This window comes from Agrobacterium sp. GW821-FHT02D03 (assembly GCF_059421725.1).
Genome location: NZ_JBWKVN010000002.1, coordinates 243,949 through 269,021, shown reverse-complemented (window position 1 = coordinate 269,021; position 25,073 = coordinate 243,949). Strand labels below are relative to the sequence as shown.

At 57.7% G+C, this 25,073-nt stretch carries 25 protein-coding genes; 13 read left to right on the top strand and 12 right to left on the bottom strand.

Annotation, left to right across the window (positions count from 1 at the left end):
- Positions 1-155: 155 nt before the first annotated feature.
- Complete coding sequence (locus AC07U5_RS14735) at positions 156-860, bottom strand: GntR family transcriptional regulator (protein ID WP_494724249.1); 705 nt, start codon at positions 858-860, stop codon at positions 156-158.
- A 103-nt stretch (positions 861-963) separates the two neighbouring features.
- Between AC07U5_RS14735 and AC07U5_RS14730 the strand changes: the two genes are divergently transcribed.
- The 3 genes from AC07U5_RS14730 to AC07U5_RS14720 are packed head-to-tail and all read left to right on the top strand — an operon-like array spanning position 964 to position 3,538.
- Positions 964-2,121, top strand: coding sequence for an LLM class flavin-dependent oxidoreductase (locus AC07U5_RS14730; protein WP_494723439.1), 1,158 nt, complete (start codon positions 964-966; stop codon positions 2,119-2,121).
- The gene (locus AC07U5_RS14725) at positions 2,121-3,011 is read left to right on the top strand and encodes an aldo/keto reductase (RefSeq protein ID WP_494723438.1); all 891 of its coding nucleotides are present in this window, start codon (positions 2,121-2,123) and stop codon (positions 3,009-3,011) included. Before AC07U5_RS14730 ends, AC07U5_RS14725 begins: the two co-directional genes overlap by 1 nt.
- Positions 3,011-3,538, top strand: a complete 528-nt coding sequence (locus tag AC07U5_RS14720; RefSeq protein WP_112956847.1) for a flavin reductase family protein — start codon at positions 3,011-3,013, stop codon at positions 3,536-3,538. Before AC07U5_RS14725 ends, AC07U5_RS14720 begins: the two co-directional genes overlap by 1 nt.
- Positions 3,539-3,550: 12 nt before the next feature.
- Here AC07U5_RS14720 and AC07U5_RS14715 read toward each other — a convergent pair whose 3' ends face one another.
- Together AC07U5_RS14715 and AC07U5_RS14710 are read right to left on the bottom strand one after the other, a co-directional pair.
- Positions 3,551-3,745, bottom strand: coding sequence for a hypothetical protein (locus tag AC07U5_RS14715; protein ID WP_062442225.1), 195 nt, complete (start codon positions 3,743-3,745; stop codon positions 3,551-3,553).
- 194 nt (positions 3,746-3,939) lie between these two features.
- Positions 3,940-5,091, bottom strand: coding sequence for a mandelate racemase/muconate lactonizing enzyme family protein (locus AC07U5_RS14710; protein ID WP_494723437.1), 1,152 nt, complete (start codon positions 5,089-5,091; stop codon positions 3,940-3,942).
- A 71-nt stretch (positions 5,092-5,162) separates the two neighbouring features.
- Here AC07U5_RS14710 and AC07U5_RS14705 point away from each other — a divergent pair, with 71 nt between their 5' ends.
- The 5 genes from AC07U5_RS14705 to AC07U5_RS14685 all read left to right on the top strand — a co-directional run bounded on the left by AC07U5_RS14705 (position 5,163) and on the right by AC07U5_RS14685 (position 10,136).
- Positions 5,163-5,852, top strand: coding sequence for a GntR family transcriptional regulator (locus AC07U5_RS14705; protein ID WP_113326017.1), 690 nt, complete (start codon positions 5,163-5,165; stop codon positions 5,850-5,852).
- Between the two features lie 114 nt (positions 5,853-5,966).
- On the top strand, positions 5,967-7,205 hold the full coding sequence (locus tag AC07U5_RS14700) for an ABC transporter substrate-binding protein (RefSeq protein WP_494723436.1): 1,239 nt from the start codon (positions 5,967-5,969) through the stop codon (positions 7,203-7,205).
- A gap of 69 nt (positions 7,206-7,274) precedes the next feature.
- On the top strand, positions 7,275-8,192 hold the full coding sequence (locus AC07U5_RS14695) for a carbohydrate ABC transporter permease (RefSeq protein ID WP_494723435.1): 918 nt from the start codon (positions 7,275-7,277) through the stop codon (positions 8,190-8,192).
- Between the two features lie 3 nt (positions 8,193-8,195).
- Positions 8,196-9,041: a carbohydrate ABC transporter permease gene (locus tag AC07U5_RS14690; protein WP_130977967.1), complete on the top strand. Its 846-nt coding sequence runs from the start codon at positions 8,196-8,198 to the stop codon at positions 9,039-9,041.
- Positions 9,042-9,053: 12 nt separating this feature from the next.
- The gene (locus AC07U5_RS14685) at positions 9,054-10,136 is read left to right on the top strand and encodes an ABC transporter ATP-binding protein (RefSeq protein ID WP_494723434.1); all 1,083 of its coding nucleotides are present in this window, start codon (positions 9,054-9,056) and stop codon (positions 10,134-10,136) included.
- A gap of 257 nt (positions 10,137-10,393) precedes the next feature.
- On the opposite strand, the gene AC07U5_RS14680 is transcribed toward AC07U5_RS14685, so the two are convergent.
- Positions 10,394-11,146: a GntR family transcriptional regulator gene (locus tag AC07U5_RS14680; RefSeq protein ID WP_494723433.1), complete on the bottom strand. Its 753-nt coding sequence runs from the start codon at positions 11,144-11,146 to the stop codon at positions 10,394-10,396.
- Positions 11,147-11,308: 162 nt separating this feature from the next.
- Between AC07U5_RS14680 and AC07U5_RS14675 the strand changes: the two genes are divergently transcribed.
- Positions 11,309-12,511 (top strand): mandelate racemase/muconate lactonizing enzyme family protein, encoded by a 1,203-nt coding sequence (locus AC07U5_RS14675; protein WP_494723432.1) that lies wholly within the window; start codon positions 11,309-11,311, stop codon positions 12,509-12,511.
- Positions 12,512-12,521: 10 nt separating this feature from the next.
- Positions 12,522-13,292 (top strand): SDR family oxidoreductase, encoded by a 771-nt coding sequence (locus AC07U5_RS14670; protein WP_494723431.1) that lies wholly within the window; start codon positions 12,522-12,524, stop codon positions 13,290-13,292.
- A gap of 20 nt (positions 13,293-13,312) precedes the next feature.
- Here AC07U5_RS14670 and AC07U5_RS14665 read toward each other — a convergent pair whose 3' ends face one another.
- On the bottom strand, positions 13,313-14,236 hold the full coding sequence (locus AC07U5_RS14665) for a MurR/RpiR family transcriptional regulator (protein WP_062597977.1): 924 nt from the start codon (positions 14,234-14,236) through the stop codon (positions 13,313-13,315).
- A gap of 99 nt (positions 14,237-14,335) precedes the next feature.
- Between AC07U5_RS14665 and AC07U5_RS14660 the strand changes: the two genes are divergently transcribed.
- Genes AC07U5_RS14660 through AC07U5_RS14650 form a run of 3 tightly spaced genes read left to right on the top strand, consistent with a single transcriptional unit; the run spans position 14,336 to position 17,508 of the window.
- Positions 14,336-15,700: an MFS transporter gene (locus AC07U5_RS14660; RefSeq protein WP_494723430.1), complete on the top strand. Its 1,365-nt coding sequence runs from the start codon at positions 14,336-14,338 to the stop codon at positions 15,698-15,700.
- 60 nt (positions 15,701-15,760) lie between these two features.
- Positions 15,761-16,237, top strand: coding sequence for a GAF domain-containing protein (locus tag AC07U5_RS14655; RefSeq protein WP_112359808.1), 477 nt, complete (start codon positions 15,761-15,763; stop codon positions 16,235-16,237).
- Between the two features lie 44 nt (positions 16,238-16,281).
- Positions 16,282-17,508 carry a metal-dependent hydrolase family protein gene (locus AC07U5_RS14650; RefSeq protein WP_494723429.1) on the top strand — a complete coding sequence of 409 codons (1,227 nt, stop codon included), beginning with the start codon at positions 16,282-16,284 and terminating at the stop codon, positions 17,506-17,508.
- Positions 17,509-17,538: 30 nt separating this feature from the next.
- On the opposite strand, the gene AC07U5_RS14645 is transcribed toward AC07U5_RS14650, so the two are convergent.
- The 7 genes from AC07U5_RS14645 to AC07U5_RS14615 all read right to left on the bottom strand — a co-directional run bounded on the left by AC07U5_RS14645 (position 17,539) and on the right by AC07U5_RS14615 (position 24,874).
- Positions 17,539-18,906: an FGGY-family carbohydrate kinase gene (locus AC07U5_RS14645; RefSeq protein ID WP_494723428.1), complete on the bottom strand. Its 1,368-nt coding sequence runs from the start codon at positions 18,904-18,906 to the stop codon at positions 17,539-17,541.
- Entirely contained in the window at positions 18,903-19,226 is a 324-nt protein-coding gene (gene rhaM, locus AC07U5_RS14640; protein WP_494723427.1) for an L-rhamnose mutarotase, read from the bottom strand. The genes AC07U5_RS14645 and rhaM overlap by 4 nt, the downstream gene beginning before the upstream one ends.
- Positions 19,227-19,229: 3 nt before the next feature.
- Positions 19,230-20,234: an ABC transporter permease gene (locus tag AC07U5_RS14635; RefSeq protein WP_494724248.1), complete on the bottom strand. Its 1,005-nt coding sequence runs from the start codon at positions 20,232-20,234 to the stop codon at positions 19,230-19,232.
- Between the two features lie 2 nt (positions 20,235-20,236).
- Entirely contained in the window at positions 20,237-21,238 is a 1,002-nt protein-coding gene (locus AC07U5_RS14630) for an ABC transporter permease (RefSeq protein ID WP_494723426.1), read from the bottom strand.
- A gap of 12 nt (positions 21,239-21,250) precedes the next feature.
- Positions 21,251-22,780: a sugar ABC transporter ATP-binding protein gene (locus AC07U5_RS14625; protein WP_494724247.1), complete on the bottom strand. Its 1,530-nt coding sequence runs from the start codon at positions 22,778-22,780 to the stop codon at positions 21,251-21,253.
- Positions 22,781-22,993: 213 nt separating this feature from the next.
- Positions 22,994-24,004, bottom strand: a complete 1,011-nt coding sequence (gene rhaS, locus AC07U5_RS14620) for a rhamnose ABC transporter substrate-binding protein (protein WP_313056743.1) — start codon at positions 24,002-24,004, stop codon at positions 22,994-22,996.
- A gap of 39 nt (positions 24,005-24,043) precedes the next feature.
- Complete coding sequence (locus AC07U5_RS14615) at positions 24,044-24,874, bottom strand: DeoR/GlpR family DNA-binding transcription regulator (RefSeq protein WP_062426724.1); 831 nt, start codon at positions 24,872-24,874, stop codon at positions 24,044-24,046.
- Between the last annotated feature and the right edge of the window lie 199 nt (positions 24,875-25,073).

Sequence of the window (25,073 nt, the reverse complement as noted above, 5' to 3'; positions counted from 1 at the left end):
GTTCCTTGACAAAAATCATAGCTGCGAAAAAAAAGAAATCAATAGTGTATCAATTTTATTCCCGTGCGGATGTTTCGTTCCAGTTTTTGTTGATTTTGCGAGATAATTTTCGCTATGCCGGTGCAGCATAGGCATATCGGTCTTTACCGGAGTTCTCACCGCAATCTGCTGACATAGCGGGCAACGGTATGGTCATACCATGTGTGAGACACCTCGGCCTTTTCTCCATTGTGCGAGTGGCTGATGCGCAGGACATGCGGCAACAGATCGCCGCTTGCAGGGCGGAAGGTGGCAGGCGACCAATCAGGGACGTGGCCAAGATCGATATGGTCCTCCGACTTGGCGATCCAGAGGTTCAATCTCGTGCGGTAATAGAGGTAGAGCGATTCGGACAGATCTTCCGGTACGATCGAATCGACATAGGAACCGTCGAGCCAAATCTCCTCGATGGCGGCAACCTTGCCCCCAATCTTTCGCAGGCGGCGAATGCGATGCCCCTGCAATGACCTGCCGAAGGGAGGAAGGCTTGGATCTTTCGTCTCAAGGCTGACGCTTAGAATCTCGGCGGTTGGCAAGCCGCCACCTTCGATCAACTCCAGCCGGAACAGGGCATAGACACTCTGCGGATCGTTGATTGCGCGGATGTAATTGCCTGAGCCTTGAATGCGCTCCAGCAGGCCACGGCTCTCCAGTTCGGCCAGCGTTTTGCGCAAGGTGCCGACGGCAATCCCCAGCTCTTTTGCCATGTCTCTTTCCGGCGGCAGTTTCTCGCCATCGATCAAACGCCCCGCCGCAATATCACGCACCAATGTCTCGGCGATCTGGAGATACATGGGCAGACTTCCCTTGGAGCTCTTCATTTTCAACGCCTTTCCTCCTGCGACATAAAAAATTGATACATCATTGATTTACATCAAGGCCGATGATATTCAAATAGGCATTGGACGTTTTGGGAGGATTTTTATGACCGTTGTGCCCGTAACCTCAGCTGACCTCGATGCTGCCGAGGTGTCTTGGTTTTCGGCTCTTTGTTCCGATGACTATGAGTTTCTTGGTGTGCCAGATGGCCGCCTGCGCTCCAGCTGGGATCATTGCTCTTCCATCGTCAAAAAGGCCGAAGAGCTTGGCTTTCGCAATATTCTTTGCCCGTCTTCTTATCAGGTAGGACAGGATACGCTGAGTTTCGTTGCCGGTTGCGCGCCGATCACTGAGGAGATCAACTTCCTCGCCGCAATCCGCTGTGGCGAGATGCAGCCCATCATGCTGGCGCGCACTGTCGCGACGCTCGATCACATGCTGAAAGGTCGTTTGACGCTGAACGTCATCAGCTCCGACTTTCCAGGTGAGGTCGCCGACAGTGCCTATCGCTACAAGCGCAGCCACGAGGTGGTAGAAATCCTGCGTCAGGCCTGGACGCGTGATGAAATCAACCATGATGGCGAAATCTACCAGTTCAAGAATGTCACGACCGAACCGGCGCGCCCCTATCAACAGAATGGTGGACCGCTGCTCTATTTCGGCGGCTATTCGCCGGATGCGCTGGAACTCTGCGGTGCCCAATGCGACGTGTACCTGATGTGGCCTGAGGTGAAGGAGCAACTGGCCGAGCGCATGCGCGCCGTGCATGCACGTGCCGAAGCCCATGGCCGCACGCTGGATTACGGTCTGCGTGTACATATGATCGTCCGCGACACGGAAGCCGAAGCGCAGGAATACGCCGAACATCTCGTCTCGAAGCTCGATGACGAATATGGACGTCAGATCCGTGCCCGCGCGCATGACAGCATCTCGCTAGGCGTCGCCCATCAGGCAAAGGCTCGCGAACAGGCTGACCAGTTCGGCTACACCGAGCCGCATCTCTGGACCGGTGTCGGGCGCGCCCGTTCGGGATGTGGTGCAGCACTTGTCGGTTCCACCGATCAGGTCCTGACGAAAATTGAGGAATATCAGAAGATGGGCATTCGCGCCTTCATCTTCTCCGGTTATCCGCATCTTGACGAGGCCGAGCATTTTGGCCGTAAGGTTCTACCGCAAATGAAGACCTGCTCGTTGCCGCATGCGCGCGGCCGGGTTCCTGCAGAAACCCCTGCAACACCCCTTGGCAATGGAGAGCGCCACTAATGCAACGCATCGATATCACCACTGGCCTTTCCTTCAGCCGCATCGTTTACGGCATGTGGCGGATCGGCGATGACACCGACACCTCACCGCGCCATGTGCAGGCGAAGATCGAGGCCTGCCTGGAACAGGGCATCACCACCATGGATCAGGCCGATATTTATGGCGGCTATACAGCGGAAGCCATTCTGGGCAATGGGCTTAGAGAGACGCCATCGCTGCGCGACAGAATCGAAATCGTCACGAAATGCGGCATCGTTGCTCCCGCCGGCCGCCATTCCGCTGCCCGCGTCAAGCATTACGACACAGGTGCGAAGCACATCAACGCGTCCGTCGAAGCCTCGCTGCGCGACATGAATACAGATCGTATCGATCTGCTCCTGATCCACCGTCCGGACCCGATGATGGATCCGGAGGAGACCGGTGAGACGCTGGATGCGCTGGTAGCCTCCGGCAAGGTCAGGAGTGTCGGCGTATCGAATTTCCGGCCTTGGGATTTTTCGCTGCTGCAATCCAACATGACGGAAGAGCTGGTCACCAATCAGATCGAGATCAGCCTTGCTGAAACGTCGGCTTTCACCAACGGCGATCTTGCCTATCTCCAGGAGCGCGCGCTGCCGGTAATGGCCTGGTCGCCCCTTGGTGGCGGGTCGCTGATGGGCAAAGATGGTCCATTGTCCGACGCGCTAGAGCGCATCGCCAAGGAGAATAATGTCGATGCGGCCGCCGTTGCTGTGGCTTGGCTGCTGGCCCATCCTGCGAAGATCCTGCCGGTGATGGGAACCAACAATCTGGCCCGTATCGCTTCCATTTCGGATGCCGAAAAGGTCGAAATGGACCGCCAGACATGGTTCGAACTCTATACGCTGGCAAATGGTCGTGAGGTGCCCTGATGACATCGATGAGCAGTGTGAACACGCAGACCGAGCATCTCTTTGTTCCAGACGCGACGACCGCGCGAAGCTTCCGCAATGCGCTTGGAAACTTTCCAACGGGTGTGACGGTGGTGACGGCCGATACGGCCAACGGGCCCCTTGGCATGACGGTCAACAGCTTCTCCTCCGTGTCGCTGGACCCGCCGCTGGTACTCTGGTCTCCAGCAAAGACCTCAACCCGCCACGACTTCTTCATCGGCGCGACAAATTTCGCCATCCATGTTCTGGACGCCGAACAGGATGCTCTTTGCTCGCGCTTTACCCGCGGCGGCCGCGGCTTTGAGGAACTGGACTGGGAGCGAAATTCAGAAGGCGTGCCGATCATTCCGGGGACGTTGAGCCGCTTCGAATGTGCCCAGGCGTCAGTTCACGATGCTGGAGACCACTCCATCATCATCGGTCGCGTTCTTCGCGCCGCCCATCGTGAGGGCGACCCGTTGTGTTTTGCCCGCGGTGCCTTCGGACGTTTCACCGTCAACGCGTAATAACTTAGGCACTCAGCCCTGAAATAGCGCCAAAACCGCTGAGATCACCGTCGCGCCACCGATCGGCGCGACGAGCGCCAACACGGCGTTGAAGACCAGCACCCAAATCAGAACCTTCTGCTCGCGCTCAGAAAGTTGCCGATACTCCGGTTTCCGTGGCGGCGGTTCGGGTTGCTGTCGATAGTAGCCTTCCAAATCACGATACATGCCGTTTCCCTCGCATCGTATTCATAACTATACTACCAATGGCTCGGTCTGGATCACAAGATGGACCGACAAATCGAAGATCTCTGAGGCGCACCTCTTCCTTGTTGTCGATGCACCAAGTGGTGCATGAAGACCATACGCCTGTCGGATGGTAAGCGGCGCTTGCGACACCACTCACTTTGCCTATTCTTGGCTTAGAACAGGTCTTGAGGAATGGGAAGACGGCCGTTTTTCGGCGCAGGTCCGAGCTTTGACGTTGGTAGGCGCACGGGCCTTGCCCATTCCCGCCGCGCGTCTTCCGAGAGAACGAGGCCGTGGCCGGGGCGATTGGGTGCGTAAGCATAGCCATCGCGAATTTCGATCGGCGTTTCCACCAGATGATCGTAGTTCTGGAAGGAGTATTCCAGCCATTCCACTTCAGGCAGAGCTGCGGCCATATGAATGCCGACTTCCAGGAACGTGTTGCCGAGGCTGACGGGGATGCCCATTTCTGCGGCGAGCCAGCCGATACGCATGACATCCGTGACCTGGCCATGAACATTCAGAAGGTCGGTACCGTGGTTCTCGAGAAGGATGCGCTTTCCCGGCATGTCGAGATACTCGCCGCTGTTGATTTGAGTCCAGTTGACGGCGTGGCGTAACGTCCGCAGTCCCTCAAAGTCGTGACGCAAAATAGGGTCTTCGACCCAGAGAAGATCGTGGCCCGCATCTCGAATGGCTGTCAATTTGACCAGCGCCTCTTTTGAATTCCAGGCTTCGTTGGGATCGATCATGACCAGCGACCCGGCCGGTACCGATTCCCTCAAAAGCTCCAGTCGTCTCAGGTCCCGCTGAAAGTCCGGGTGGCCGACTTTGATCTTGAAGGCTGTGTATCCAACGCTGGCCGCATAGGAGAACAGAGCGCGGAAGGCTTCGTCACTGAGGTGAAAATCAAGTCCGCTTGCATAGGCGCGAACGCGGTCTCGTCTGCTTCCAAGAAGCTGGTGAAGCGGTAGGCCCGCTTCTTTTGCTGCAAGGTCCCAAAGAGCAACCTGCAACGCCTCGTGGAATGGTAAGGAAAAGGCGCGCTGATTTCCGCCACGAGGTCTATTGACGCGATGCACGAGACCTATGGCCTTTTGCCCTTTGATCGTCGGCCAAACTTCGGTTTCGAAGACCGTGTCAATCTCTGCCTGATCGGGCAGGGGGTAAAATAGCGACTGAATGAACCCCAGTCCGATCTCACCGCTTTCGGAGACCAGTTCCAGGGCGGCGACATTGGTATCGTCGATGCGAACCTGACTATCGCCAATTACTCTGTCGCGGGCAAACTGAAATCGCGTTATACGGAATTGAGAAATAGACATGATGCGCTCTTTGATCGTTTAATGACATTTACTGATCTATCAGAAGGAAAAATTTTGTCATCATGAAAAACATGCCGGAGCGAAGAAGTGCGAGTTCGAACGGAGCGACGTCGGGTGCTCCGCGCCTGAGCGATGTCGCTTATGAGCGTATCCTCGAAAGCCTCTTCGAACGAAGGGTGCCGGTGGGAGCGTTCATTTCGCAAAATGAACTATGTGCGATCGTGGATGTGCCGGTCGCCCCGCTGCGTGACGCGCTGCGGGTGCTGGAGACGGAAGGCATTCTGACAATCCATCCCCGGTCTGGCATCCAGTTCATCCGGCCTGGACTTGAATTGACACGATCCACCTATCAGTTCCGATCAATTGTGGAGCGCGCCGCCGTGCGGGTCTTTGCCGAGGAAGGGGATGAAAATGTCACAAATGCGCTGGAAGTCCGGCATTCCAGGCTTTTGCGCCGTGTCGAGCGCGACGGGATCGGGCCGGAGCAGATACAGGAGATGGATGCCCTGGAAATGGAATTGCATGGGCAGATCATCCAGGCGTTGCGCAATCCGTTGATCGAGAGCGCGTATAGACGCATGCACAATTATCTCAGGTTGCTGCGTCTGGAGCGAAAGGTCACGCCACCCATCATGACCCGAACGCTCAAGGAGCACCTCGATATTCTCGAGGCTTGCGGCACGAGAAATCCAGACGCTGCGGAGAAGGCTCTTTATGCCCATTTCCAGGCAGCCATGCAGCGTAACCTCGGCTTGGTCTGATTTGCCATCGCGAAATAAGGGCGGTGGGGACTGTCCCGTGTTGCTTACCTCAAAGAAGGGTGCTAGGTTCGACTGATAGATCAGAACGGGAGTCTGATCTTTTGGGAGGTTTTCATGCAACTTAGCAAACGCGAATTCTTGGCCGCGAGCGCGGCGCTGGCCCTGGCCGCAGGCCTGCGTAACGCCAATGCCGCCACGTCCATCAGCTACTGGCATCATTTCGCCAGTCAGTCGGAGATGGCAGGGCTGGCCAAAATCATTCAACTCTTTGCAGCAGCACATCCCGATGTGTCGGTCACGCAGGAGAACATCCCCAATTCCGAATACATGGCGAAAGTGTCTTCGGCGGTTGTTGCCGGCGGCCGACCGGACACCGGCATGGTGATCGCCGAACGTATTGCCGACTTGACGGCGATGGACGCCCTCGTCGATATTTCCGAGCGCGTCAACGCGTGGGATGGTAAAGCCAATCTCCCGGAAAACCGCTGGGCGGGCATGTCGCATGAAGGCGCGATTTACGCGGTCCCGGCCTATGCATTTGTTGACTGGATGTATTACCGCAAGGACTATTTCGAGGAGGCGGGCATTGCCGATCCTCCGAAGACCTTCGAGGAATTCTTGACGGTTAGCCGCAAGCTGACGGACCCTTCCAAGAACCGCTATGCCTTCGGTATGCGCGGTGGTGCGGGTGCGTTCAAATACGTCATCGACGTGATGGAGGCCTTCGGCTCGCCGATCGTCAAGAACGGTCAGGCGGCCATCGACAAGCCGGCGGCCGTGGAGGCAATCACCTTCTATGCCGATCTGTTCCGTAAGGAAAAAGTCGCGCCACCAAGTGCGCCGAACGATAGCTACCGCCAGATCATGGAAGGTTTTAGAACCGGCCAGACGGCGATGATCTGGCATCATACGGGCTCGCTGATCGAGATTTCGACCGCTCTTAAGCCCGGCGTACAGTTCAGCACGGCGCCCATGCCAGCGGGGCCGAAGGCGCACATTGCACGCGTCGCCTATGCGGGTAACGGCATCTTCAAGGAAGACAATATCGAGGCGGCGTGGAAGTGGATCAGTTTCTGGGGTCAGACCGACGCGGCAATCGCCCTTCTTGAAGCCACCGGCTATTTTCCCGCATCCACAGCCGCGCTGAAGGATGAGCGAATAACAGGAAATCCGATCTATGGCGCGGCAACACAGACGCTTGATTTCGGCCGCCTGCCGAACGGTTTCGTGGGTGCTGCGGGATGGTCTGAGAACGTCGTCAATCCCACCTTCCAGGCGGTTCTGACGGGGCAACTGCAGCCAGATCAGGCTGTCGATCGCATGATAGAGGGGCTTGAAGCCGCCCTTCGCTAATCGCCTTCAGGCGCGGTACGTCCAAGCGTACCGCGCGCCAAGCAGGGACGGCGTCCAAGCTGCATGTTCATGACCTCACATTCCAGACGCCCGTTTCTCAGCAGCCTCGGAGAAATCTCGGAGACGCGATACTGGGTGTATCTTCTTCTGCTGCCGAGCCTTCTGTTACTCTTTCTCGTCGTCGCCTATCCGACGATTTATGGCTTCTTCATCAGTGTGCGCGAGATGCGTCTGACACGACCAGGCCTTAACGGCTGGGTGGGGATGAAGCACTATGCTGCGATGATGTCGGACCGCGTTTTCTGGATTTCGCTGAAGAATACGGCGATCTGGGTGGTCGCAGCGGTCACGATCGAAATGGCTCTGGGCTTCGTTGCAGCCCTCGCGTTGAACCGCAACCTGCCAGGAACGAAGATTTTCGGCATCCTCATTCTTCTCCCCTATTTTCTTCCCAATGTTGTTGCCGGACATATGTGGGCGCTGCTTCTCGACCCCCGTCTCGGCGTCATCAACGATATTCTGGTCCGGCTCGGTATTTTGAGCACCTATAAGGCGTGGTTTGCAGATCCAAATACCGCATTGGCCGCAACGATCCTCGTCGAGGCCTGGCACGGTTTCCCGTTCTTCGCGCTTCTCTTTCTCGCGGGCCTTAAAGGTATTCCGGAAGACTTGTACAAGGCAGCCGCGGTGGACGGCGCAGGCGCTTTTACCAAGTTCAGATTGATCACTGTACCGATGTTGAAGACGGTCATCACAGCTGCCGTGATCCTGCGTGTCATCAGCCTTGTGAACTCGCCTGATCTTCTGCTGGTTCTGACCGGCGGAGGGCCTGGCAATTCCACGCAAGTCCTTTCGCTCTACGCTTTCCAGACAGCGTATCGCGACTTCAATTTTGGCTATGCGGGGGCTCTGTCCGTGGTGATGTTCTTCATCCTCATGGTCTTTGCAACGATTTACATCCGCCTGGCGCGCATTACGAGGGAATGAGCGATGTTTAAAAGCAAACGCCAACGGCGCGTGGCGGGCGACATTCTGACCTACGTCGTTCTGTTTACCCTGGCAGGGTTTTGCCTTGGGCCGATGGTCTGGATGTTCCTGACGTCTTTGAAGCCGGAGGCCGATATCGTTACCTCTGAGATGCAGTATATTCCCCGGCACGTCACATTCGAAAACTACGTGGCGATCTGGACCCAGTCGAATTTTCCAGTGCTGATTACCAACAGCTTGATCGTCACCACCATTACGGTCGCGATCTGTGTGGTGGCGGGAACGCTGGCGGCCTACGCCTTCGCGCGCCTCACCTTCCGCGGGCGCAACAACATTATGCTGGGATATCTGCTGGTCCGCATGTTTCCCGCAGTGATGATGATCATTCCGCTTTACGTCATGATGAGGACGGTGGGGTTGGTCGATAGCAGGTTTGGCCTGGCGCTGGCCTATACGAGCTTCCTGCTGCCGCTGTTCGTCTGGATGCTGAAAGGCTTCTTCGATGCCGCGCCCAAGGAGCTTGAAAGCGCAGCACGTATCGATGGTTCGACGCGTCTTGGCGCCATGGTCCGCATCGTTCTGCCGCTGGCGCGAAACGGCCTTGTCGCAAGCTCGGTCTTCATCGCCATCGCCGCGTGGAATGAATTCATCTTCGCGTTGATGCTGACTACGGGGCAGGGGTCTCGAACCTGGCCTGTCGGCCTTCAATTGATGGTCGGGGAATTCCAATTGCCCTGGGGCGTTCTGGCCGCGGGCGGCATTCTCAGCATTCTTCCCGTCATGCTCCTCTTTGCAATCGTTCAGCGCGCAATGGTTCAAGGCCTGACGGCCGGGGCCATCAAGGGCTAAAGGAACAGTTTCATGGCAACACTTTCCCTCAACAACGTCCGCAAATCCTACGGTGCACTCGAAGTTCTGCATGGCATAGATATCGAGCTGGAGGATGGTGGATTTCTGGTGCTTCTTGGCCCGTCCGGCTGCGGCAAATCCACCTTGCTCAACATCATTGCCGGACTTGATGAAACCTCCAGCGGTGACATCGCCATAGGCGGGCAGTCGGTCTCCGACCTGCCGCCCAAGGACCGTAACATTGCTATGGTCTTCCAGTCCTATGCGCTTTATCCCACCATGTCGGTGGAGCGGAATATCGGCTTTGGTCTGGAGATGCGCGGAACGCCGGCAGATCAGCGCCGTGACGCGGTGAAACGTGCGGCAGAGATGCTGCAGGTCAGCCACCTCCTGGACCGTAAGCCCGCCAATCTCTCAGGCGGCCAGCGCCAACGTGTAGCAATGGGCCGGGCCATCGTCCGCGATCCGGATTTGTTCCTGTTCGACGAGCCGCTCTCCAACCTTGATGCGAAGCTTAGGGTCGAGATGAGGACCGAAATCAAACGGCTTCATGAGCGATTGGGAACGAGCATCGTCTACGTGACCCACGACCAGATCGAAGCCATGACGCTCGCGACAAAAGTGGCGATCATGAAAGGTGGACATATCCAGCAACTGGCAGATCCGCGTACGATCTATGAGCGCCCTGCCAATATGTTCGTTGCTGGGTTCATTGGCTCGCCAGCCATGAACTTCATCGACGGCCGCCTAGTAAAGCATGGCTCAGGCTGGCGGTTCGAGGCGCAAGGCGTTGCGCTTGATTTGGGTCCTACCGATAGCGATTGGTCTGAGAAAGACGTCATTCTCGGTGTGCGACCCGAAGAGTTCAAGATTGCGCGCGGCGATGAGGTGGCACCATTTCCGGGCAGGATCGATGTGGTGGAACCGACAGGACCGGATACGATGCTGACCGCCCTGATTGGTGATCAGACGGTTGTTGCGCGTGTAGAGCCCCGCTTTTCAGGGAAGCGAGGAGACGGCATCCGCTTTGCTGTCGATGTCGCGAGTCTCAATCTCTTTGATCCGCAGACACAGCTGAGAGTGGATTGGCGATGATGTCCTTCTACAGTCGCATACAGCGGCTCGTTGAATAACCGAAACGTTTATCGAAGGCATTGGAGAAATACTGGCTGGAATTGACGCCGCTACTCCGCGCAATGTCGGTCACGCCGGTCGTGCAGGGGCTCTGATAGCATGCCATCATTGCACTAAAGCGTTTGCGACTGCCAAGATTTGCCACGCTATCGCGAGAGCTGGGGCGGCAAGAAATAATAGTCGTTTGAGAGAAAGGGGCACCTCTCTGCACTATTATTTCACCTGAATATCGGCTCGATGCTGCAATCCAGAAGCTGCGGGTCGATGCCGGTCTCCATCTCGGCGAACATGGAATCGACGAAACCGATCAGCGTGTCGGTGGCGGAGAGAGCCGTTTCCAGATGTCGATTGGCGACTGCATTCAGTACCGATAGATGACAGTCGATGGTGGTTGAAAGATCGGCCCTTCCGCCCGTGACCGTGTGATGAATAAAACCGATGCGGCGATAGAGCGTGTGAAGCGGTCGCAGCGTGTGCTCAAGAAACGGTTCATTGGCAGCAGCGAGCAATAGCTGATCGATCCGCCGGTCCAGCACGTTGAAATCGGTAAGCGTGATCTTGTCGCGGCGTTCGCGCAAAGCATGTTCGATATGGAGCATTTGGTTACGGTGGGAGAGACTGGCACGGTCGATAGCCAGCGTTACAACGAAGCGTTCCATGTCGCGACGCAGCTTTAGAAGCAGGCGTTCCCGCGCAAGATCGATGGGTGTTACCCTGAGACCGTGACGGGGCAGGACCGTCAGAAGCGTATCGGTTGCCAATCGACTGACAGCGTTGTGAACGGGCGTTCGTCCCAAACCGGTCGAAATCTGCAATTCCTGCAATGTGAGTTGCTGGCCTGGCCTCAATTCGCAATTGATCAGCAGCGCCTCGATTCTCTCATAGGCAAGTTCGAAGAAATTAATCCGGTTGGCCCGCTTCGGCTTCGTGTCTTCCGTGACGAGAGAGGGCTTTGTTTTCTTCTGTGCCATTTTCGTTTCCTCCAGCCGAGGCGATGAATATCTTATACTCTTTGGCTTTAAACATGTTGTGATATTTTACCAGTGGCATTACAAGTGTTGGCGAGAGGCGGCTTGGAGGTTCGCCACGGCATCCTGCTGATGATCGTGGAACGATGTCGTCGGGAGGAATGCATGAAGATTACGTCTATCGAGACACTACGAACGGAAGAGTTTGCCAATGTTCTTTGGGTCCGCGTCCATACCGATGCCGGACTGATCGGTCTCGGCGAAACCTTTTACGGCGCGGGCTCGGTCGAGGCGCATATTCACGACGTGCTTGCAGGCCGGCTGTTGGGGCGTGACCCACTGCGGATCGAGGCCCACGCGCGCGAGCTCGTGAATCTGCCGATGGCGCAGGCGTCAACCGGTGCGGAGTATCGTGCTGCCTCGGCGATCGACCTTGCGCTTTGGGATATCTTCGGGAAGCTCTGCGACCAGCCGGTCCACCAGATGTTGGGTGGCCTCTGCCATGATCGCATCCCTGTCTACAATACCTGCGCGGGTTACGGCTATGTTCGTTCCAACAAGATCAAGCCGGTCGATACCTGGAATTTCCGCGACAATTCAGAGGGTCCGTATGAAGACCTCAAGGGCTTCATGACGAATGCGGGGGCGCTCGCAGAAAATCTGCTGGAGCAGGGTATTTCGGCGATGAAGATCTGGCCTTTCGATCCAGCCGCGATCGAGAATGACGGACGCTATATTACGGCCGAGCAGTTACGCGCCGCCATCAAGCCATTCGAGCAGATCCGCAAGCAGGTCGGCGACCGGATGCAGATCATGGTGGAGTTTCATAGTCTGTGGAACCTGCCGACCATCAAGAAGATCGCCCGTGAACTGGAAGCCTTCGACCCGACGTGGTACGAAGATCCGATCCGGATGAATTCGGTCTCGGCACTCTCGGAGCTTGCGGCGTCGACGAGCGTTCCGATCTGCGCTTCCGAAACACTCGGTTCGCGCTTTCCGTACAAGGATATGCTGGAGTCAGGCGCCATCGGCATTGTCATGACCGATCTGGTCTGGACCGGCGGTCTGACCGAAGGCCGCAAGATAGCCTCACTGGCGGATACCTACCACCGCCCTTACGCTCCGCATGACTGCACGGGGCCAGTGGCCTATGCGGCCGCCGTTCACTCGTCCTTCTCCCAGACCAACACGATGATCCAGGAATCTGTCCGGGCGTTTTACACCGGCTGGTATAAAGAGCTTGTCACCCATGTTCCGGTGATCGAAAACGGATTTGTCCTGCCGATGGAAGGACCGGGCCTCGGCACAGAGCTGCTGCCGCAGGTTTTCGAACGCTCGGACCTCACGGTTCGCCGCAGCACGCTTTGAGGAGGAAACGATGAGCAGCCATTCCATTTTTGATCTTAAGGGTCGCACCGCTCTCGTGACCGGCTCGTCGCGGGGCCTTGGTCGCGCCATGGCGGAGGGTCTGGCCGTTGCCGGCGCCCGCATCCTCATCAACGGAACGAACCCGTCCCGCGTGGCAGAGACTGTCGCGGAGTTGCGGAACGCAGGCCATGAAGCAGAGGCTGTGTCCTTCAACGTGACGTCTGAAGAAGAGGTGAAAGCGGCCTTCGAAAATCTGGACGCGGCGGGGACAGCCGTCGATATTCTCATCAACAATGCCGGCATCCAATATCGCAAGCCAATGGTTGAGCTGGACACCGCCGATTGGCAGCGGGTGATCGATACCAACCTCACAAGCGCCTTCGTCATCGGGCGCGAAGCGGCAAAGCGGATGATCCCCCGCGGTTACGGCAAGATCGTCAATATCGGCTCGCTGACCAGCGAACTCGCCCGTGCGACTGTTGCGCCCTACACCGTGGCCAAGGGTGGCATCAAGATGCTGACGCGGGCCATGGCAGCGGAGTGGGCGCAGCATGGCATTCAGGCCAATGCCATCGGTCCCGGCTACATGCTGACCGATATGAACCAGGCGCTGATCGATAATCCCGAATTCGACGCCTGGGTGAAGGGTCGCACGCCATCGAAGCGCTGGGGCAAGCCGGAAGAGCTGATCGGCACGGCAGTCTTCCTGTCCTCCGCAGCCTCGGACTACGTCAACGGTCAGATCATCTATGTCGATGGCGGCATGCTGGCTGTGCTGTAGCGAGTGAAAGTGCTCACGGTCTATAGCTGATCAAAAGGCTTTCCAGCCATGGGCGCTGTTTTGGTGAAGAGCAGATCCTGGTGTTGCCATTGCTCCTCGAAATCAGCGATGGAACGCGCGCTCATCTCCGGGTTGAGCGCGCCTAATTCTGCGGAGATGGCCTCCGCAAGCCCAATGCCCGGAACAACGGTTGCGTAGAAAGACGTGCTCTCTGCCGGCGCGAGCAGCAGATAATCGGCATTTTTTGCCAGTGCGTCCACAGCAGCGTCGGTGATCACGCAGGTCGTTGCGCCCTTGGCCTTGGCCTGAGCGGCAGCCCTGATCGCAGAATTATAGAGGCGCCAGAAGGTGAAGATGATGACGACATCGTTTTCCTTCACATCGCCCAAAGCATTGGCGATCATCACCCCGTCGGTTGCAAGCTCCATGCGATAGCCGCAGAGCGTGGCGTGGTGTGCGAGGATGTTGGCAATCGATGCAAAACTGCCCGATCCAAGAACGATTCGGCGTTTTGCCCCTGCAATAAGTTTTGCAATCTCCTTGACGGAGTTGCGGTCGGTACGCCGGCGCAGAGCCGTTAGCTGCTCCATCTGCCGGTTCATGGCCGCGTCGAACGGGCGCTCATTGCCGGTTTCCTGCTGATGGACGACGCTGACCTCAGGCGCCGAAAGCTTGCTCATGAAGCGTGTACGGATTTCTTGCCGCAGCTCAGGCCATCCTGAAAAACCAAGGCTTTGGGCGGTTCTGGTGATCGTCGCGACGTTGACGTCGGCCTTTTGCGCGAGTTCGGCAGCGGATGCAAAAGAGGCGTGCCGTGGATCGTTGATGACGGCTTGCACGACTTCATGCGCGGCCGGCGTCAGAGAAAATTTCTCATCGAGATGACGCAGCCAGTCTTCAAGCGTGCCTGCAAAATCACCTGCAGCGTTTTTTGCATATTGCATTCACAAATCTTCCTGTGCAAAAAATGTTGCGCGACGAAACGACGCGCACACCATCCGCAAAGCGGCGGAGGTGACACACTATAATGATGGGGACTGCGAATGTATAATACTGCTGCAAGACTGGAGAGGCTGCCCGTCGGGCGCTTTCAATACAAGCTGCTGATGATGGGCGGGCTGGGCTACATGTTCGAGGCCTGGGACGCGGGCATCATCGCTTTTCTGCTTCCCGCGCTTCGGGCGCAGTGGCAACTGACCAGCCTTCAGGTCGGCTATCTCGCCAGCAGTACCTATGTCGGCTTCCTCATCGGCGCGCTCATTGCCGGGGCGATCGGCGACCGTTATGGCCGTAAGAACGTCATGCTCTGGGCACTCGTGCTCTTCTGCCTGGCAAGTCTCGCCGGCGCTGCCGTCAATGATTGGCACCAGTTCTTCGCGCTGCGTGTCGTTGGTGGTATCGGCATGGGGGCCGAAGCAGCGATCATCGCGCCGTTCCTTTCGGAATTTGTCGGCGCGAAGTATCGCGGCCGCTTCACGGCCTCGCTCGCAGCCTTCTTCTCCTTCGGCTTCGTCATCTCCGCGGTCCTCGGGTATCTGCTTGTGCCTGCCTCCGACGACGGATGGCGTTACGCGTTGATCATCACCGCCATGCCGGTCGTGGTGGTTTTGTGGTGGCGCCGCGGCTTGACGGAATCGCCGCGTTGGCTGGAGAGCCAGGGTCGCCATCAGGAAGCAAATGACATCGTGACCGGCATCGAAAAGCAATACGAGGCCCGCGGCGTCGTTCTGCCCGCGCCGGAACCGACTGCGCAAGTCTCTGCAACGCCGAATACCTCGCTGATGGCAAATTTTAAAACGCTGCTGTCGCCGCGCTTCCTGCGCATCACCATCATGACCTGGCTCCTCTGGGTGTCGGTGACCTTCAGTATTTACGCCTTCATGACATGGATCCCGAGCCTGCTCGTCGAGCGTGGCATGACCATGACGAAAAGCTTCTCTTTCTCGATCCTGATCTATGCGGCGCAAATTCCGGGTTACTTCACAGCCGCCTGGTTCTGCGAGAAGATTGGCCGTCCCTATACCATCGTGCTCTATATGGCGCTGGCCGCTGTTTCGGCTCTCTCGCTTGCCTTTGCCACCGGTGACACGCAGGTCATCGCGCTTGCCATGACGCTCTCCTTCTTCATCAATGGCGTTGCAGCCGGAGAATACGCCTATACGCCGGAGGTGTTTCCGACACGCATTCGCGCGACCGGCGTCGGTACGGCCTCGGCAATTGGCCGCATCGGCGGGATTGCCGCACCGATCCTCGTGGGTGCTGTCTATCCGATCGGCGGTTTCGCTGGTGTGTTCGGCATGACGACCGTCATCCTGTTCATCGGCGCCACGTCCGTTCTCTTCCTCGGCATTCCGACAAAGAACCGGTCGCTCGAAGAAATCGAAGCGGAAGAGTTTGCCGCGCGCTGATATCCACGCCCATCAGGGAGCGGCAACTGCTGCTCCCTCATCAGCAAAAAGGATCGACACATGCACAATGAGATCAGCCTTTACGAAGCCATGAAGCAGCCCGATCAGCCGGCACCCTTCTTCCAGGCTCTCGATGAGCTGTTGCAGCGCGAGATCGGGCACGTCCTCTTTACCCTGTTGGCGGTCGATGGGGGTGAGGTCGTTCGCATCTACTCCTCAGACCCCGAGCATTATCCGGTGTCCGGCCGCAAGCCTATGACCGACACGCCCTGGGGCCGCCATGTCATTGGTCAACATAAAAGCTTTCTCGCCAAGGATATGGACGGCATCAAATGGGCCTTCTTCGATCATGAGCTCATCTCAAGTCTTGGTGGCGGCACGCAGATCAATGTGCCCGTCGTCTTCGACGGAGTCTGCATCGGAACGATCAATCTCACCCATCGCGCCGGTGTTTATGACGAACGCCATCTCGACCGCGCCGAGGCTTTGGCACCGTGGTTGGTGCCTTACTTCCTGCTTGCCGCCAAACAAAGTTGAATCTTGGCGTACGCCTTTAAAAACATCGACTGAAAGTGAATGCTATGAGTTCAATTCTTCTCAAAAACGCCCGCATCGTTGATGGATCGCAGGGCGAACCCACCGCTCCGACGGATGTGCTCATCCGCGACGATCTGATCGTTGACGTGGGCAAGTCGATCTCGGAGACCGCCGACCGGGTGGTCGATCTGGATGGCAAGATCCTGATGCCAGGACTGATTGATGGGCATGTGCATGTCATCGCCACCAAGCTCGATCTCGGGGCCAATGCCGATCTGCCCAACTCTCTAGTGGCGCTGCGCTCAGCAAACATCATGAAGGCGATGCTGATGCGCGGCTTCACCACGGTCCGTGACCTTGGCGGCGCCGATCACGGTCTGGTCGAAGCGCTTCAGGAGGGGACGATTGTCGGCCCGCGGCTGATCATCTGTGGCAAGGCGCTGTCGCAGACCGGCGGCCATACCGATTACCGTGGCCGCTTCAACCGCCGTTCCGTCGAGCATTATCCCGATCAACTGGGTGCGCTCGGTCGAATTTGTGATGGCGTTGACGCCGTTCGCCAGGCATGTCGTGAGGAGGTCAAGGGCGGCGCCCAGTTCATCAAGCTCATGGCCAATGGTGGTGTATCGTCGCCGACCGATCCAATCGCCAACCTCGGCTTTTCGACAGAAGAGGTACTTGCAGCCGTCGAAGAGGCGGAAAATGCGCAAACCTATGTGGCCGCTCATCTTTATACCGATGCCGCAATCCGCCGCGCGATCGAGTGCGGCGTCAGGTCGATCGAGCATGGCAACCTGATCACGCCGGAAACCGCGGAGCTTGCCAAGGAACGCGGTGCCTTCGTCGTGCCGACCAACATCGTTTATGACCGCCTGGCAAAGGATGGCGCTTCGCTCGGCCTACCGCCGGTCTCTGTCGCCAAGATCGAGGATGTGCGCAGCGCCGGTTTCGAGGCGCTGAAAGTGCTCCACAAGGCGGGAGTGACCATGGTCTATGGTACGGATTTGCTGGGTGAGATGCATGAGCACCAGTCGGAGGAATTCGTTCTGCGCGGGCAGCATCTACCGGCCGCAGATGTGATCCGTTCCGCAACGCTGGATGCGGCTAAGGCATTTGGCTTTGAAGGCAAACTGGGAACCGTGGCCCCGGGCGCTTATGCCGATCTGATCGTCGTGGACGGCAATCCTCTCAAGGATCTGTCGGTCTTGGCGGGGCAGGGCAAACACATGCCGTACATCATCAAGGGCGGTGAATTCGTCAAGCAGAGCTGAAGCCATAAGAGGGGCGGGGTGTGTCGGGTTTCACTCCGCCGTTTCCCGCCACCTTTTGGCGTATGTGTTCAGATCCGCAATCCTCTCGGTCACCAGCTCGACAGGAACATTCGATTTCGTGCCGGTGAGAAAGCTGGCGCCCAGCGATGTGCCTGTGTGAGAGGCGGAGGCATACACGTCTCGGCCGGACAGGGTGGAGAGCGCTGCCCGGAAGACTCTATTTGCGGCGAAGGGGCCTTCCACCACGATTGGCCCGCGTGATCCGATCAGGTCGAGGCAGGTCATGGTCATCAAGGCCTGGTAGAGGCTGGCAGCCGCGCGCCGGCCTTCATCCGTTTGCGGCTCGTTGCGCCAGCCGCCCGTGGCGCCGGGGAACGGGCCGGTGCCGCTGACGACGCTTGGCAGCAGCATCTGGCCTTGGGCTATGACGTCTTCTACCGCGATCCATTCCGCGTCCGGTGCAACCTGCTCCAGACCCTTGGTAATGATCTCCCATTCGCGGCCGCCCATGTAACGGGCGGAAGGCACGGGTTTGCCGAATGCGTCGACATTGACCAAGGTGTCGCGGTTCTCATCAAGATCGTCCGCCTGTCCGCCTGCGGCAAAGCACACGACCCACGTGCCGGTCGATACGACCGTGCAAGGAAGGCCAAGGCCGACGAGGTGCGGGAGCAACGACGCATTGGAATCATGAATCCCGCAATAGACAGGAACGGGTGCAGCGAGGCCGAGTTGCCGAGTGATAGTCGGCGTCGTTTGTCCCAGAACGTCGAAGGCAGAGCGGATGGGCGCCATGAGATCGGCAATACCGAGACGCGCGACGAGGCTTGAATAGCCGCCTTCAAAGGGGCGCCACAGATCCGTGTGGCAGCCGAGAGAGGTGGCCTCATTCGCAGCGATACCGGTTAAGCGGTGCGCCCAATATTGCGGGTAGGTCAGGATGGTCGAGACGGAGGCGAACGCCTCGGGAAAGCACGCACGCTGATAATGGAGTTGCGCACCGAGATTAAGTCCACCCGTCAGGCGTGGCGAAAAAGTCTCTGCAAACTCTGGGCGGATTGCCTCGTAGTCTTCAACGATCTGATCCGGGAATGTGAACTCGTAATCGAGAACGGGCATCGCCAACTCGCCCGACGCGTTCAGAAGTGCTGCACTTGCGCCATGTGTGGTGATCGAGATTGCCTGATAGCCCGGCACATTGTCGAGCTCGGCAAGCCCTTCCTGAATGAAGCGCCACAGCGCATCCGTATCATAATGCGGATAGGGTGGGCCGTCTACGACCCTGTTGGCAATCTTGCGTGACGCCAACTCCTTGCCGCTCTCAGCATCGACAACGATCAGTTTGGCATGTGTCTTGCCGATATCGATGACGGCAACGGTCCGGATCGGCTTGCTCATGGGAGATGAAAGACGGTGATGAGATCGGTTGCCACGGGGGAATGATCCGGGTTGCTCTCCATGATATCGGCCATATGCGCCCACCATTTCTTCATCACGGAATGATCGGGCAGCGCCGCCATGCCATGATCTTTCGGACGTGTCAGGACACCGAAAAGAGTATTGGTTTCTGGGTCAAGGTGGATCGAGTAGTCGGTCACGCCGGCCTCGTGCAGCAGGTCGACGAGCTCCGGCCAAATCTCGTCGTGGCGCTTTTTGTACTCCGCCTGCTTGCCCGCAAAGAGCTTCATCTTGAAGGCGTGTTTTTCAAGCTCTGGCATCACTTACCTCATTGCTTTCAGGCGGCGCACGACGATTGGAATGGCAATGGTGATGATCAGCAGAAAACCGACAAAGATCGACATGACGATGCCCGGAACGTTGAGAAGACCAAGACCGAAAGTAACGAGTCCCATGACGAAAGCGGCAATCACCACGCCGCCGATCGTGCCCGAGCCACCCAGGATCGACACACCGCCGAGAACGACCATGGTCACAACCTCCAGCTCCCACCCTTGAGCAATCGACGGGCGCGTGGAGCCGAGCCGCGAGGTGAGGCATACGGCGGCGATGCCGCTCATCAGGCCCGTGAGAAGAAACAGGATGAACTTCACGCGCTCCACGGGCACGCCGGAAAAACGGGCGGCAAATGGATTGTTGCCGATGACATAGACCTGCCGTCCAAAATTCGTCGCATGCAGGAGGATCGCAAAGACGATCGCCATCATCACGAAGAGAACGAATTCGAAGGAAATCACCCAGAAGACATAGCCCTGGCCGAAATAGGCGAAGTCTGCTGGATATTTGCCAAAGGCCTGGTCGCCCAGCACCATATAGGAAATACCGCGAAACAGGCTCATCGTGCCGATGGTGACGACGATAGAAGGCAGCTTCAGCCCTGCGACGAGAAACCCATTGAAAGCGCCGCAGGCAAGGCCGACGCTAATACCGATCGCCACAAGTCCAGGCGTTCCCACACCCATCTGCACCGCGTAACCCATGGCGGTCGAGGCGAGCGCGATGATCGCTGCAACCGAAAGGTCGATTTCACCGGCGATGATCAGGAGCGCCATGGCAAAGGCGATCATCGCCTTTTCGGTGAAGTTGAAGGTGGCGTCAGAGAGGTTCCAGGCGTCGAGAAAGTAGGGGGAGGCCAGCGAGTTGGCGATGAAGATCAGGATTGCGACGCCAAGCAGCAGCACTTCCCAGCTTGCCATGATGCGGCGGAAAGGCGTGCCAAGCTTGTCCGGAATGATGCGGGGTGACGCCTGCGGTTGGGATTGATCCATGCTCATGCCGCAGCCTCCTTGCTCTGTTCTGTGGCGGCCCTGTCACGCAGGATGATGCGCCCTTTGCGCGCTTCTGCGCGCGCATTGAAGACGACGGCCAATACGATGACGATGCCGGAGATCGCCATCTGCGCGAACGGAGAGATCCCGATCACCGGAAGCGCGTTCTTGATGACGCCAAGGAAGAGCGCGCCGAGCACGGCGCCGAGTACCGACCCGATACCTCCCGCAATCGAGATGCCGCCGATCACATTTGCCGCGACACTATCCAGCTCGAACCCTTGAGCGATATCCACATAGGCCACGGCGTAACGCGACACCCATAGATAGCTCGCAAGTCCGGCAAGCGCGCCGGAGAGGACAAAGGCGAGGAAGCGCGTGTGGCCGACATCGATGCCGGCATAGATCGCAGCACTCGGGTTGCCGCCGGAAGCATAGGCCGAACGACCAAAGGCGGTTCGCTTCAGGATGATCCATGCAGCGACGATAACGAGGATCGCGACCCAGGACAGAACCGGCATGCCGAGGATGGACGTGCGGGGCACGTTGAGAAATGTCGGAGACATCTGGTGCGCGTTGACCCAAGCGCCGCCCGACAGAACAAAGGCCATCCCGCGATAGATGGTGAGTGTACCGAGTGTCACCACGATTGAAGGAAGGCCAAGCCACCACACGAGAATACCGTTGATCGAACCGAGCAGCGCACCAATTCCAACTGCCATTGCGACGAGAAGGGGAAGCGGCACGCCGGGGAACACGGCATTGGTCATTGCTACTGCCATTCCGGTAAAGGCGAGATTGGCTGCGACCGACAGATCGATCGACTTGGTGAGGATGACCGTCATCTGTCCCAGCGCCAGAATGATCAGGATCGACGTATCGTTGAAGATGTTCACAAGATTGGCAGGGCGCTCAAAGCCCGGCGAGCGCAATGAGAAGCCGATGATAAGCAGAATGATGATGCCGGCCAGCAGCCATTCGCGGTTCTTCAGAAGTGTCTTCATGCGCATTTCCTCTCACGCATTTCCGGTGGCGGCGCGCACCAGCTTTTCCGGCGAGAACTCCGCCCGCTCGAACCGGCCTGCCACCAACCCTTCGCGCATCACGATCGCGCGGTCGGACATGCCGAGAATCTCCGGCAGTTCGGATGAGATCATGATGATGGACAGACCTTCCGCCGCCAGTTCGCTGATGAAACCATGGACCGCAGCTTTCGAGCCGATATCGATACCCTTGGTCGGCTCGTCCAGAATGATAACCCGCGGCTTTGTCGCCAGCCACTTGCCGATCACGACCTTCTGTTGGTTGCCGCCAGACAACGTTCCTACGGGCACGGAAAGTGCCGCCGCACGAAGATCAAGGCGCGTTGCATATGTGCGCGCCAATGCGAATTCGTTGGCGGCTTTCAGGAAGCCCTTGCGCGATGTGTGGGAGAGAGAGGGCAGGGACATGTTCTGGTAGATGGGCATTTCCAGCGCCAGACCATGACGCCCCCGCTCTTCCGGCACATAGGCGATCCCGGCCCGAATTGCGTCTTCCGGTGAGCGGATCGTTACCGCTTTGCCGTTCAGCTTCAGTGTTCCGGATGCGGGACGGGTCATGCCGAACAGGGATTGGCAGAGCTCCGACCGTCCGGCGCCGATCAGACCATAGAGCCCAAGAATTTCGCCCTGTCGCAAATCGAAGGAGATGCCGCGAAACTCCGTTTCGTGGCAGTAATCCTCCACGGAGAGCACGGTGCCGCCAATGTTCACGGCCTGCTTGGGGAAGGCGTCCTTTACATCGCGACCAACCATCAACCGGACAATATCGTCCTGGGGCGTGGCAGTCAGTTTCCCTGCGCCGACCATGCGTCCGTCGCGAAAGACGGCATAATTCTCGGCAATTTCATAGACTTCGTCGAACTTGTGGCTGATGAACAGGATCGCCTTGCCCTGCCGCTTCAGGTTTTCGACGATGCGGAAAAGATCGTCGATTTCCTTGCGTGACAAAGCTGCTGTCGGCTCGTCCATGATGACGATGCGCGCCTCGACCGAAAGTGCACGGGAAATTGCGACCAGATGGCGCTGTGCAATGGAGAGATCTTTGAGCCGGATTGTGGGGTCGATCTTGCTTTCCAGCCGCTCCAAGAGCGCGCGGGATTTATCATTGATGGTTTTCCAATCGATCAGCCCGAAGCGGCCCTTCGGCGCATGCCCGAGAAAGATGTTCTCGCCAACCGAAAGCTCGTCGAACAGAACGGTTTCCTGATGAATGGCAGTGACGCCTGCATCGATTGCATCCTGCGCGCTTTGAAAATGAACCGGTGTGCCGTCCAGCAGGATTTCACCCTCATTGGGGCGATAGATACCCGTCAGGATTTTTACCAGCGTGGACTTGCCAGCGCCGTTTTCACCTATAAGCGCCGTCACCTGGCCGGAATAGAGCTGGATGTCGACATCATCCAGTGCCTTCACGCCTGGAAAAATCTGACTGATGCCGCGCATTTCCAGAACGGGGTTCAAGCGGTCCTCTTGTCGTGCGTAAAGCGCCGCCGTTTCGGTCATTGTCTCTACCGCCATTTTTTTCTTACGAACCTGCGTGCTCTTTGTTGAGCAGAAGAAGCGAAGCCTTCACTCGACGGCATCCGGATGCTTTTGCCGATGAAACCGTCCGGCAAGCATGATCGATGCTTGGTTCAAGCTCGAGGATGACGTCGACTGAGGGAATGTTGGAAACATCTCCCGGCGGATGTTGTCGCCGGGAGATGAAGTCAAAGATCAGAAAATCTTGGAGAACTGATCGATGTTCTTCGCGTCATAGACGAACGGATCGGCCATTGCGGCTTCGCTGTTTTCGCCAACCTTGATCTTGCCCATGCGGCCGGCTTCGATTTCGGAGCCCGGCTTGCCGTCGGCATCACCCTTGACGAGGTGGTAGGCGATTTGGGTCGCAGAATAGCCCAGGTCAATCGGGTTCCAGATGGCGAATTCCTTCGTCGCACCCGACTTGATGGCGCCGGCCATTTCAGACGGAAGGCCAAGGCCCGTGACATAGACCTGACCGATCTTGCCAGCATCCTTCACAGCCTGAGACGCAGCCAAGACGCCAACTGTCGTCGGGGCAACGATCACCTTGACGTTCGGCTGAGAGGTCAGGAGACCCTGCGCTTCACGATAGCTCTTGTCGGCCAAGTCGTCGCCGTAGACGGTGCTGACCAGATTGAGCCCGGGGAAGTCCTTCAACTGCTTCTTCATCTCCTCGATCCAGATATTCTGGTTGGTGGAGGTGGTTGTGGCCGAAAGGATGGCGAAGTCGCCCTTGCCGCCTTCGAGATGATCAGCCGCAAGCTGCAAGCACATTTTGCCGATCAGCGCATTGGAGGACGGGTTGAGCTGCAGGATGCGGCCCGCCGGTGCGACACCCGAATCCCAGGAGATAACCTTGATGCCGCGCTGTGCGGCCTTCTTCAGTGCCGGAACCACGGCGTCCGGATCGTTTGCCGAGATCGCAATCGCATCGACGCCCTGGGCGATCAGCGAATTGATGACTTCGATCTGGCCTTCTGCTGTCGTCGTTGTCGGGCCGGTATAGATGATCTCCACGCCGCCAAGCTCCTTGGCTGCTTCCTGCGCACCCTTGTTGGCCGCCTCGAAGAAGCCATTGCCGAGCGACTTGACCACGAGTGCGATTTTCATGTCTTTCGCCTGGGCGACGCTGCCGATACCGGCAACACCAAGCGCTACACCGAGCGCAAGCGCGCGGGTGAGTTTTCTGCGTGTAAGTTTCATTCCCTTTTCCTCCCGTTAAAACCTTCCCTTCGGCGCTCCTCAAGCAACCGAAGCGGAATCCTCCTCTGTTGGCGGTTTGTCCTCCGCCTGCGCGGCCGCCGCTCCGGCGATGACCAGCGTCACTCCCGCGGCCTCCACCATGCGTGCGGCCTCGTCTGAAATGTCTTCGTCGGTGATGATCGTCGAAACCGTATCCAGGGGTGTCAGGATAAGGCTGGAGCGTTTGCGAAACTTGGAGGAGTCGACCATGACGATCAGCTCCTCTGCCTGCCGCATCAGCTTCTGTTCGCTCTGGATCACCATTGCGTCGGATTCCATGATGCCAAGCGCGCCCACTCCCTGTGCTCCGATGAAGATGCGCCGCGCATAGAAATTGCGGATCGCGTCATTTTCGAAAGGAGACAGTATGAGGCTCTGGTCGCGATAGATCGCGCCACCGGGTACGCTGACATTGCATTTCGAGTGCTTCACCAGATGCTCAGCAATGGCGAAAGAATTGGTCATTACCTGCAGACGCCGGGCCGACATGAAATGCACCATCTGGAAGGTGGTCGTACCGCCATTGATAATGATGGCGTCACCTTCCTCGCACAAATCGACGGCCTTGCGTGCAATTGCGCGTTTCTTATCGATATTGACCGATTCCGAGACGCGAAAGGGACGTGCGGCCAGGTTGCCGAGCTGTGGCGGATGCACCGCCTCGGCTCCGCCGCGCACACGGCGCAGTTTCCCCTGTACGTGAAGAGATGCGATGTCACGCCTGATCGTTGCCTCGGACGCATCGGTCAGTTCGGCAATGTCCTGCACCGTCACCACAGGCTTTTCCTGAATGGCGCTCAAGATGATGCGATGGCGTTCGCTCTCGTACATGGGGTCCTCCTGACCGCAATCTTTCGTAAACTTCGATTGTTGTCAATCAAGTTCGATCAAAAATATCAATGTTGCGGCGCACAATGAAAATTTATGATCGTTTTTGATTGACATGGTGCTTTTAGATGCGCGATATCTGCTCTCAATGGGAGGCGAGTTCACCTGGGACTCGCAATGATTGCCGTGGGAGGATACTGCG

Bases quoted from the DNA above. Each gene is read 5' to 3' on its own strand.
- AC07U5_RS14695 (WP_494723435.1), top strand. From the start codon at position 7,275: ATGACCTCACATTCCAGACGCCCGTTTCTCAGCAGCCTCGGAGAAATC.
- AC07U5_RS14670 (WP_494723431.1), top strand. From the start codon at position 12,522: ATGAGCAGCCATTCCATTTTTGATCTTAAGGGTCGCACCGCTCTCGTG.
- AC07U5_RS14685 (WP_494723434.1), top strand. From the start codon at position 9,054: ATGGCAACACTTTCCCTCAACAACGTCCGCAAATCCTACGGTGCACTC.
- AC07U5_RS14690 (WP_130977967.1), top strand. From the start codon at position 8,196: ATGTTTAAAAGCAAACGCCAACGGCGCGTGGCGGGCGACATTCTGACC.
- AC07U5_RS14635 (WP_494724248.1), bottom strand. From the start codon at position 20,234: ATGGATCAATCCCAACCGCAGGCGTCACCCCGCATCATTCCGGACAAG.
- AC07U5_RS14680 (WP_494723433.1), bottom strand. From the start codon at position 11,146: ATGGCACAGAAGAAAACAAAGCCCTCTCTCGTCACGGAAGACACGAAG.
- rhaM (WP_494723427.1), bottom strand. From the start codon at position 19,226: ATGCCAGAGCTTGAAAAACACGCCTTCAAGATGAAGCTCTTTGCGGGC.
- AC07U5_RS14625 (WP_494724247.1), bottom strand. From the start codon at position 22,780: ATGACCGAAACGGCGGCGCTTTACGCACGACAAGAGGACCGCTTGAAC.
- AC07U5_RS14645 (WP_494723428.1), bottom strand. From the start codon at position 18,906: ATGAGCAAGCCGATCCGGACCGTTGCCGTCATCGATATCGGCAAGACA.
- AC07U5_RS14630 (WP_494723426.1), bottom strand. From the start codon at position 21,238: ATGAAGACACTTCTGAAGAACCGCGAATGGCTGCTGGCCGGCATCATC.
- AC07U5_RS14700 (WP_494723436.1), top strand. From the start codon at position 5,967: ATGCAACTTAGCAAACGCGAATTCTTGGCCGCGAGCGCGGCGCTGGCC.
- AC07U5_RS14615 (WP_062426724.1), bottom strand. From the start codon at position 24,874: ATGTACGAGAGCGAACGCCATCGCATCATCTTGAGCGCCATTCAGGAA.
- AC07U5_RS14665 (WP_062597977.1), bottom strand. From the start codon at position 14,236: ATGCAATATGCAAAAAACGCTGCAGGTGATTTTGCAGGCACGCTTGAA.
- AC07U5_RS14650 (WP_494723429.1), top strand. From the start codon at position 16,282: ATGAGTTCAATTCTTCTCAAAAACGCCCGCATCGTTGATGGATCGCAG.
- AC07U5_RS14730 (WP_494723439.1), top strand. From the start codon at position 964: ATGACCGTTGTGCCCGTAACCTCAGCTGACCTCGATGCTGCCGAGGTG.
- rhaS (WP_313056743.1), bottom strand. From the start codon at position 24,004: ATGAAACTTACACGCAGAAAACTCACCCGCGCGCTTGCGCTCGGTGTA.
- AC07U5_RS14705 (WP_113326017.1), top strand. From the start codon at position 5,163: ATGCCGGAGCGAAGAAGTGCGAGTTCGAACGGAGCGACGTCGGGTGCT.
- AC07U5_RS14660 (WP_494723430.1), top strand. From the start codon at position 14,336: ATGTATAATACTGCTGCAAGACTGGAGAGGCTGCCCGTCGGGCGCTTT.
- AC07U5_RS14715 (WP_062442225.1), bottom strand. From the start codon at position 3,745: ATGTATCGTGATTTGGAAGGCTACTATCGACAGCAACCCGAACCGCCG.
- AC07U5_RS14655 (WP_112359808.1), top strand. From the start codon at position 15,761: ATGCACAATGAGATCAGCCTTTACGAAGCCATGAAGCAGCCCGATCAG.
- AC07U5_RS14725 (WP_494723438.1), top strand. From the start codon at position 2,121: ATGCAACGCATCGATATCACCACTGGCCTTTCCTTCAGCCGCATCGTT.
- AC07U5_RS14735 (WP_494724249.1), bottom strand. From the start codon at position 860: ATGAAGAGCTCCAAGGGAAGTCTGCCCATGTATCTCCAGATCGCCGAG.
- AC07U5_RS14720 (WP_112956847.1), top strand. From the start codon at position 3,011: ATGACATCGATGAGCAGTGTGAACACGCAGACCGAGCATCTCTTTGTT.
- AC07U5_RS14675 (WP_494723432.1), top strand. From the start codon at position 11,309: ATGAAGATTACGTCTATCGAGACACTACGAACGGAAGAGTTTGCCAAT.
- AC07U5_RS14710 (WP_494723437.1), bottom strand. From the start codon at position 5,091: ATGTCTATTTCTCAATTCCGTATAACGCGATTTCAGTTTGCCCGCGAC.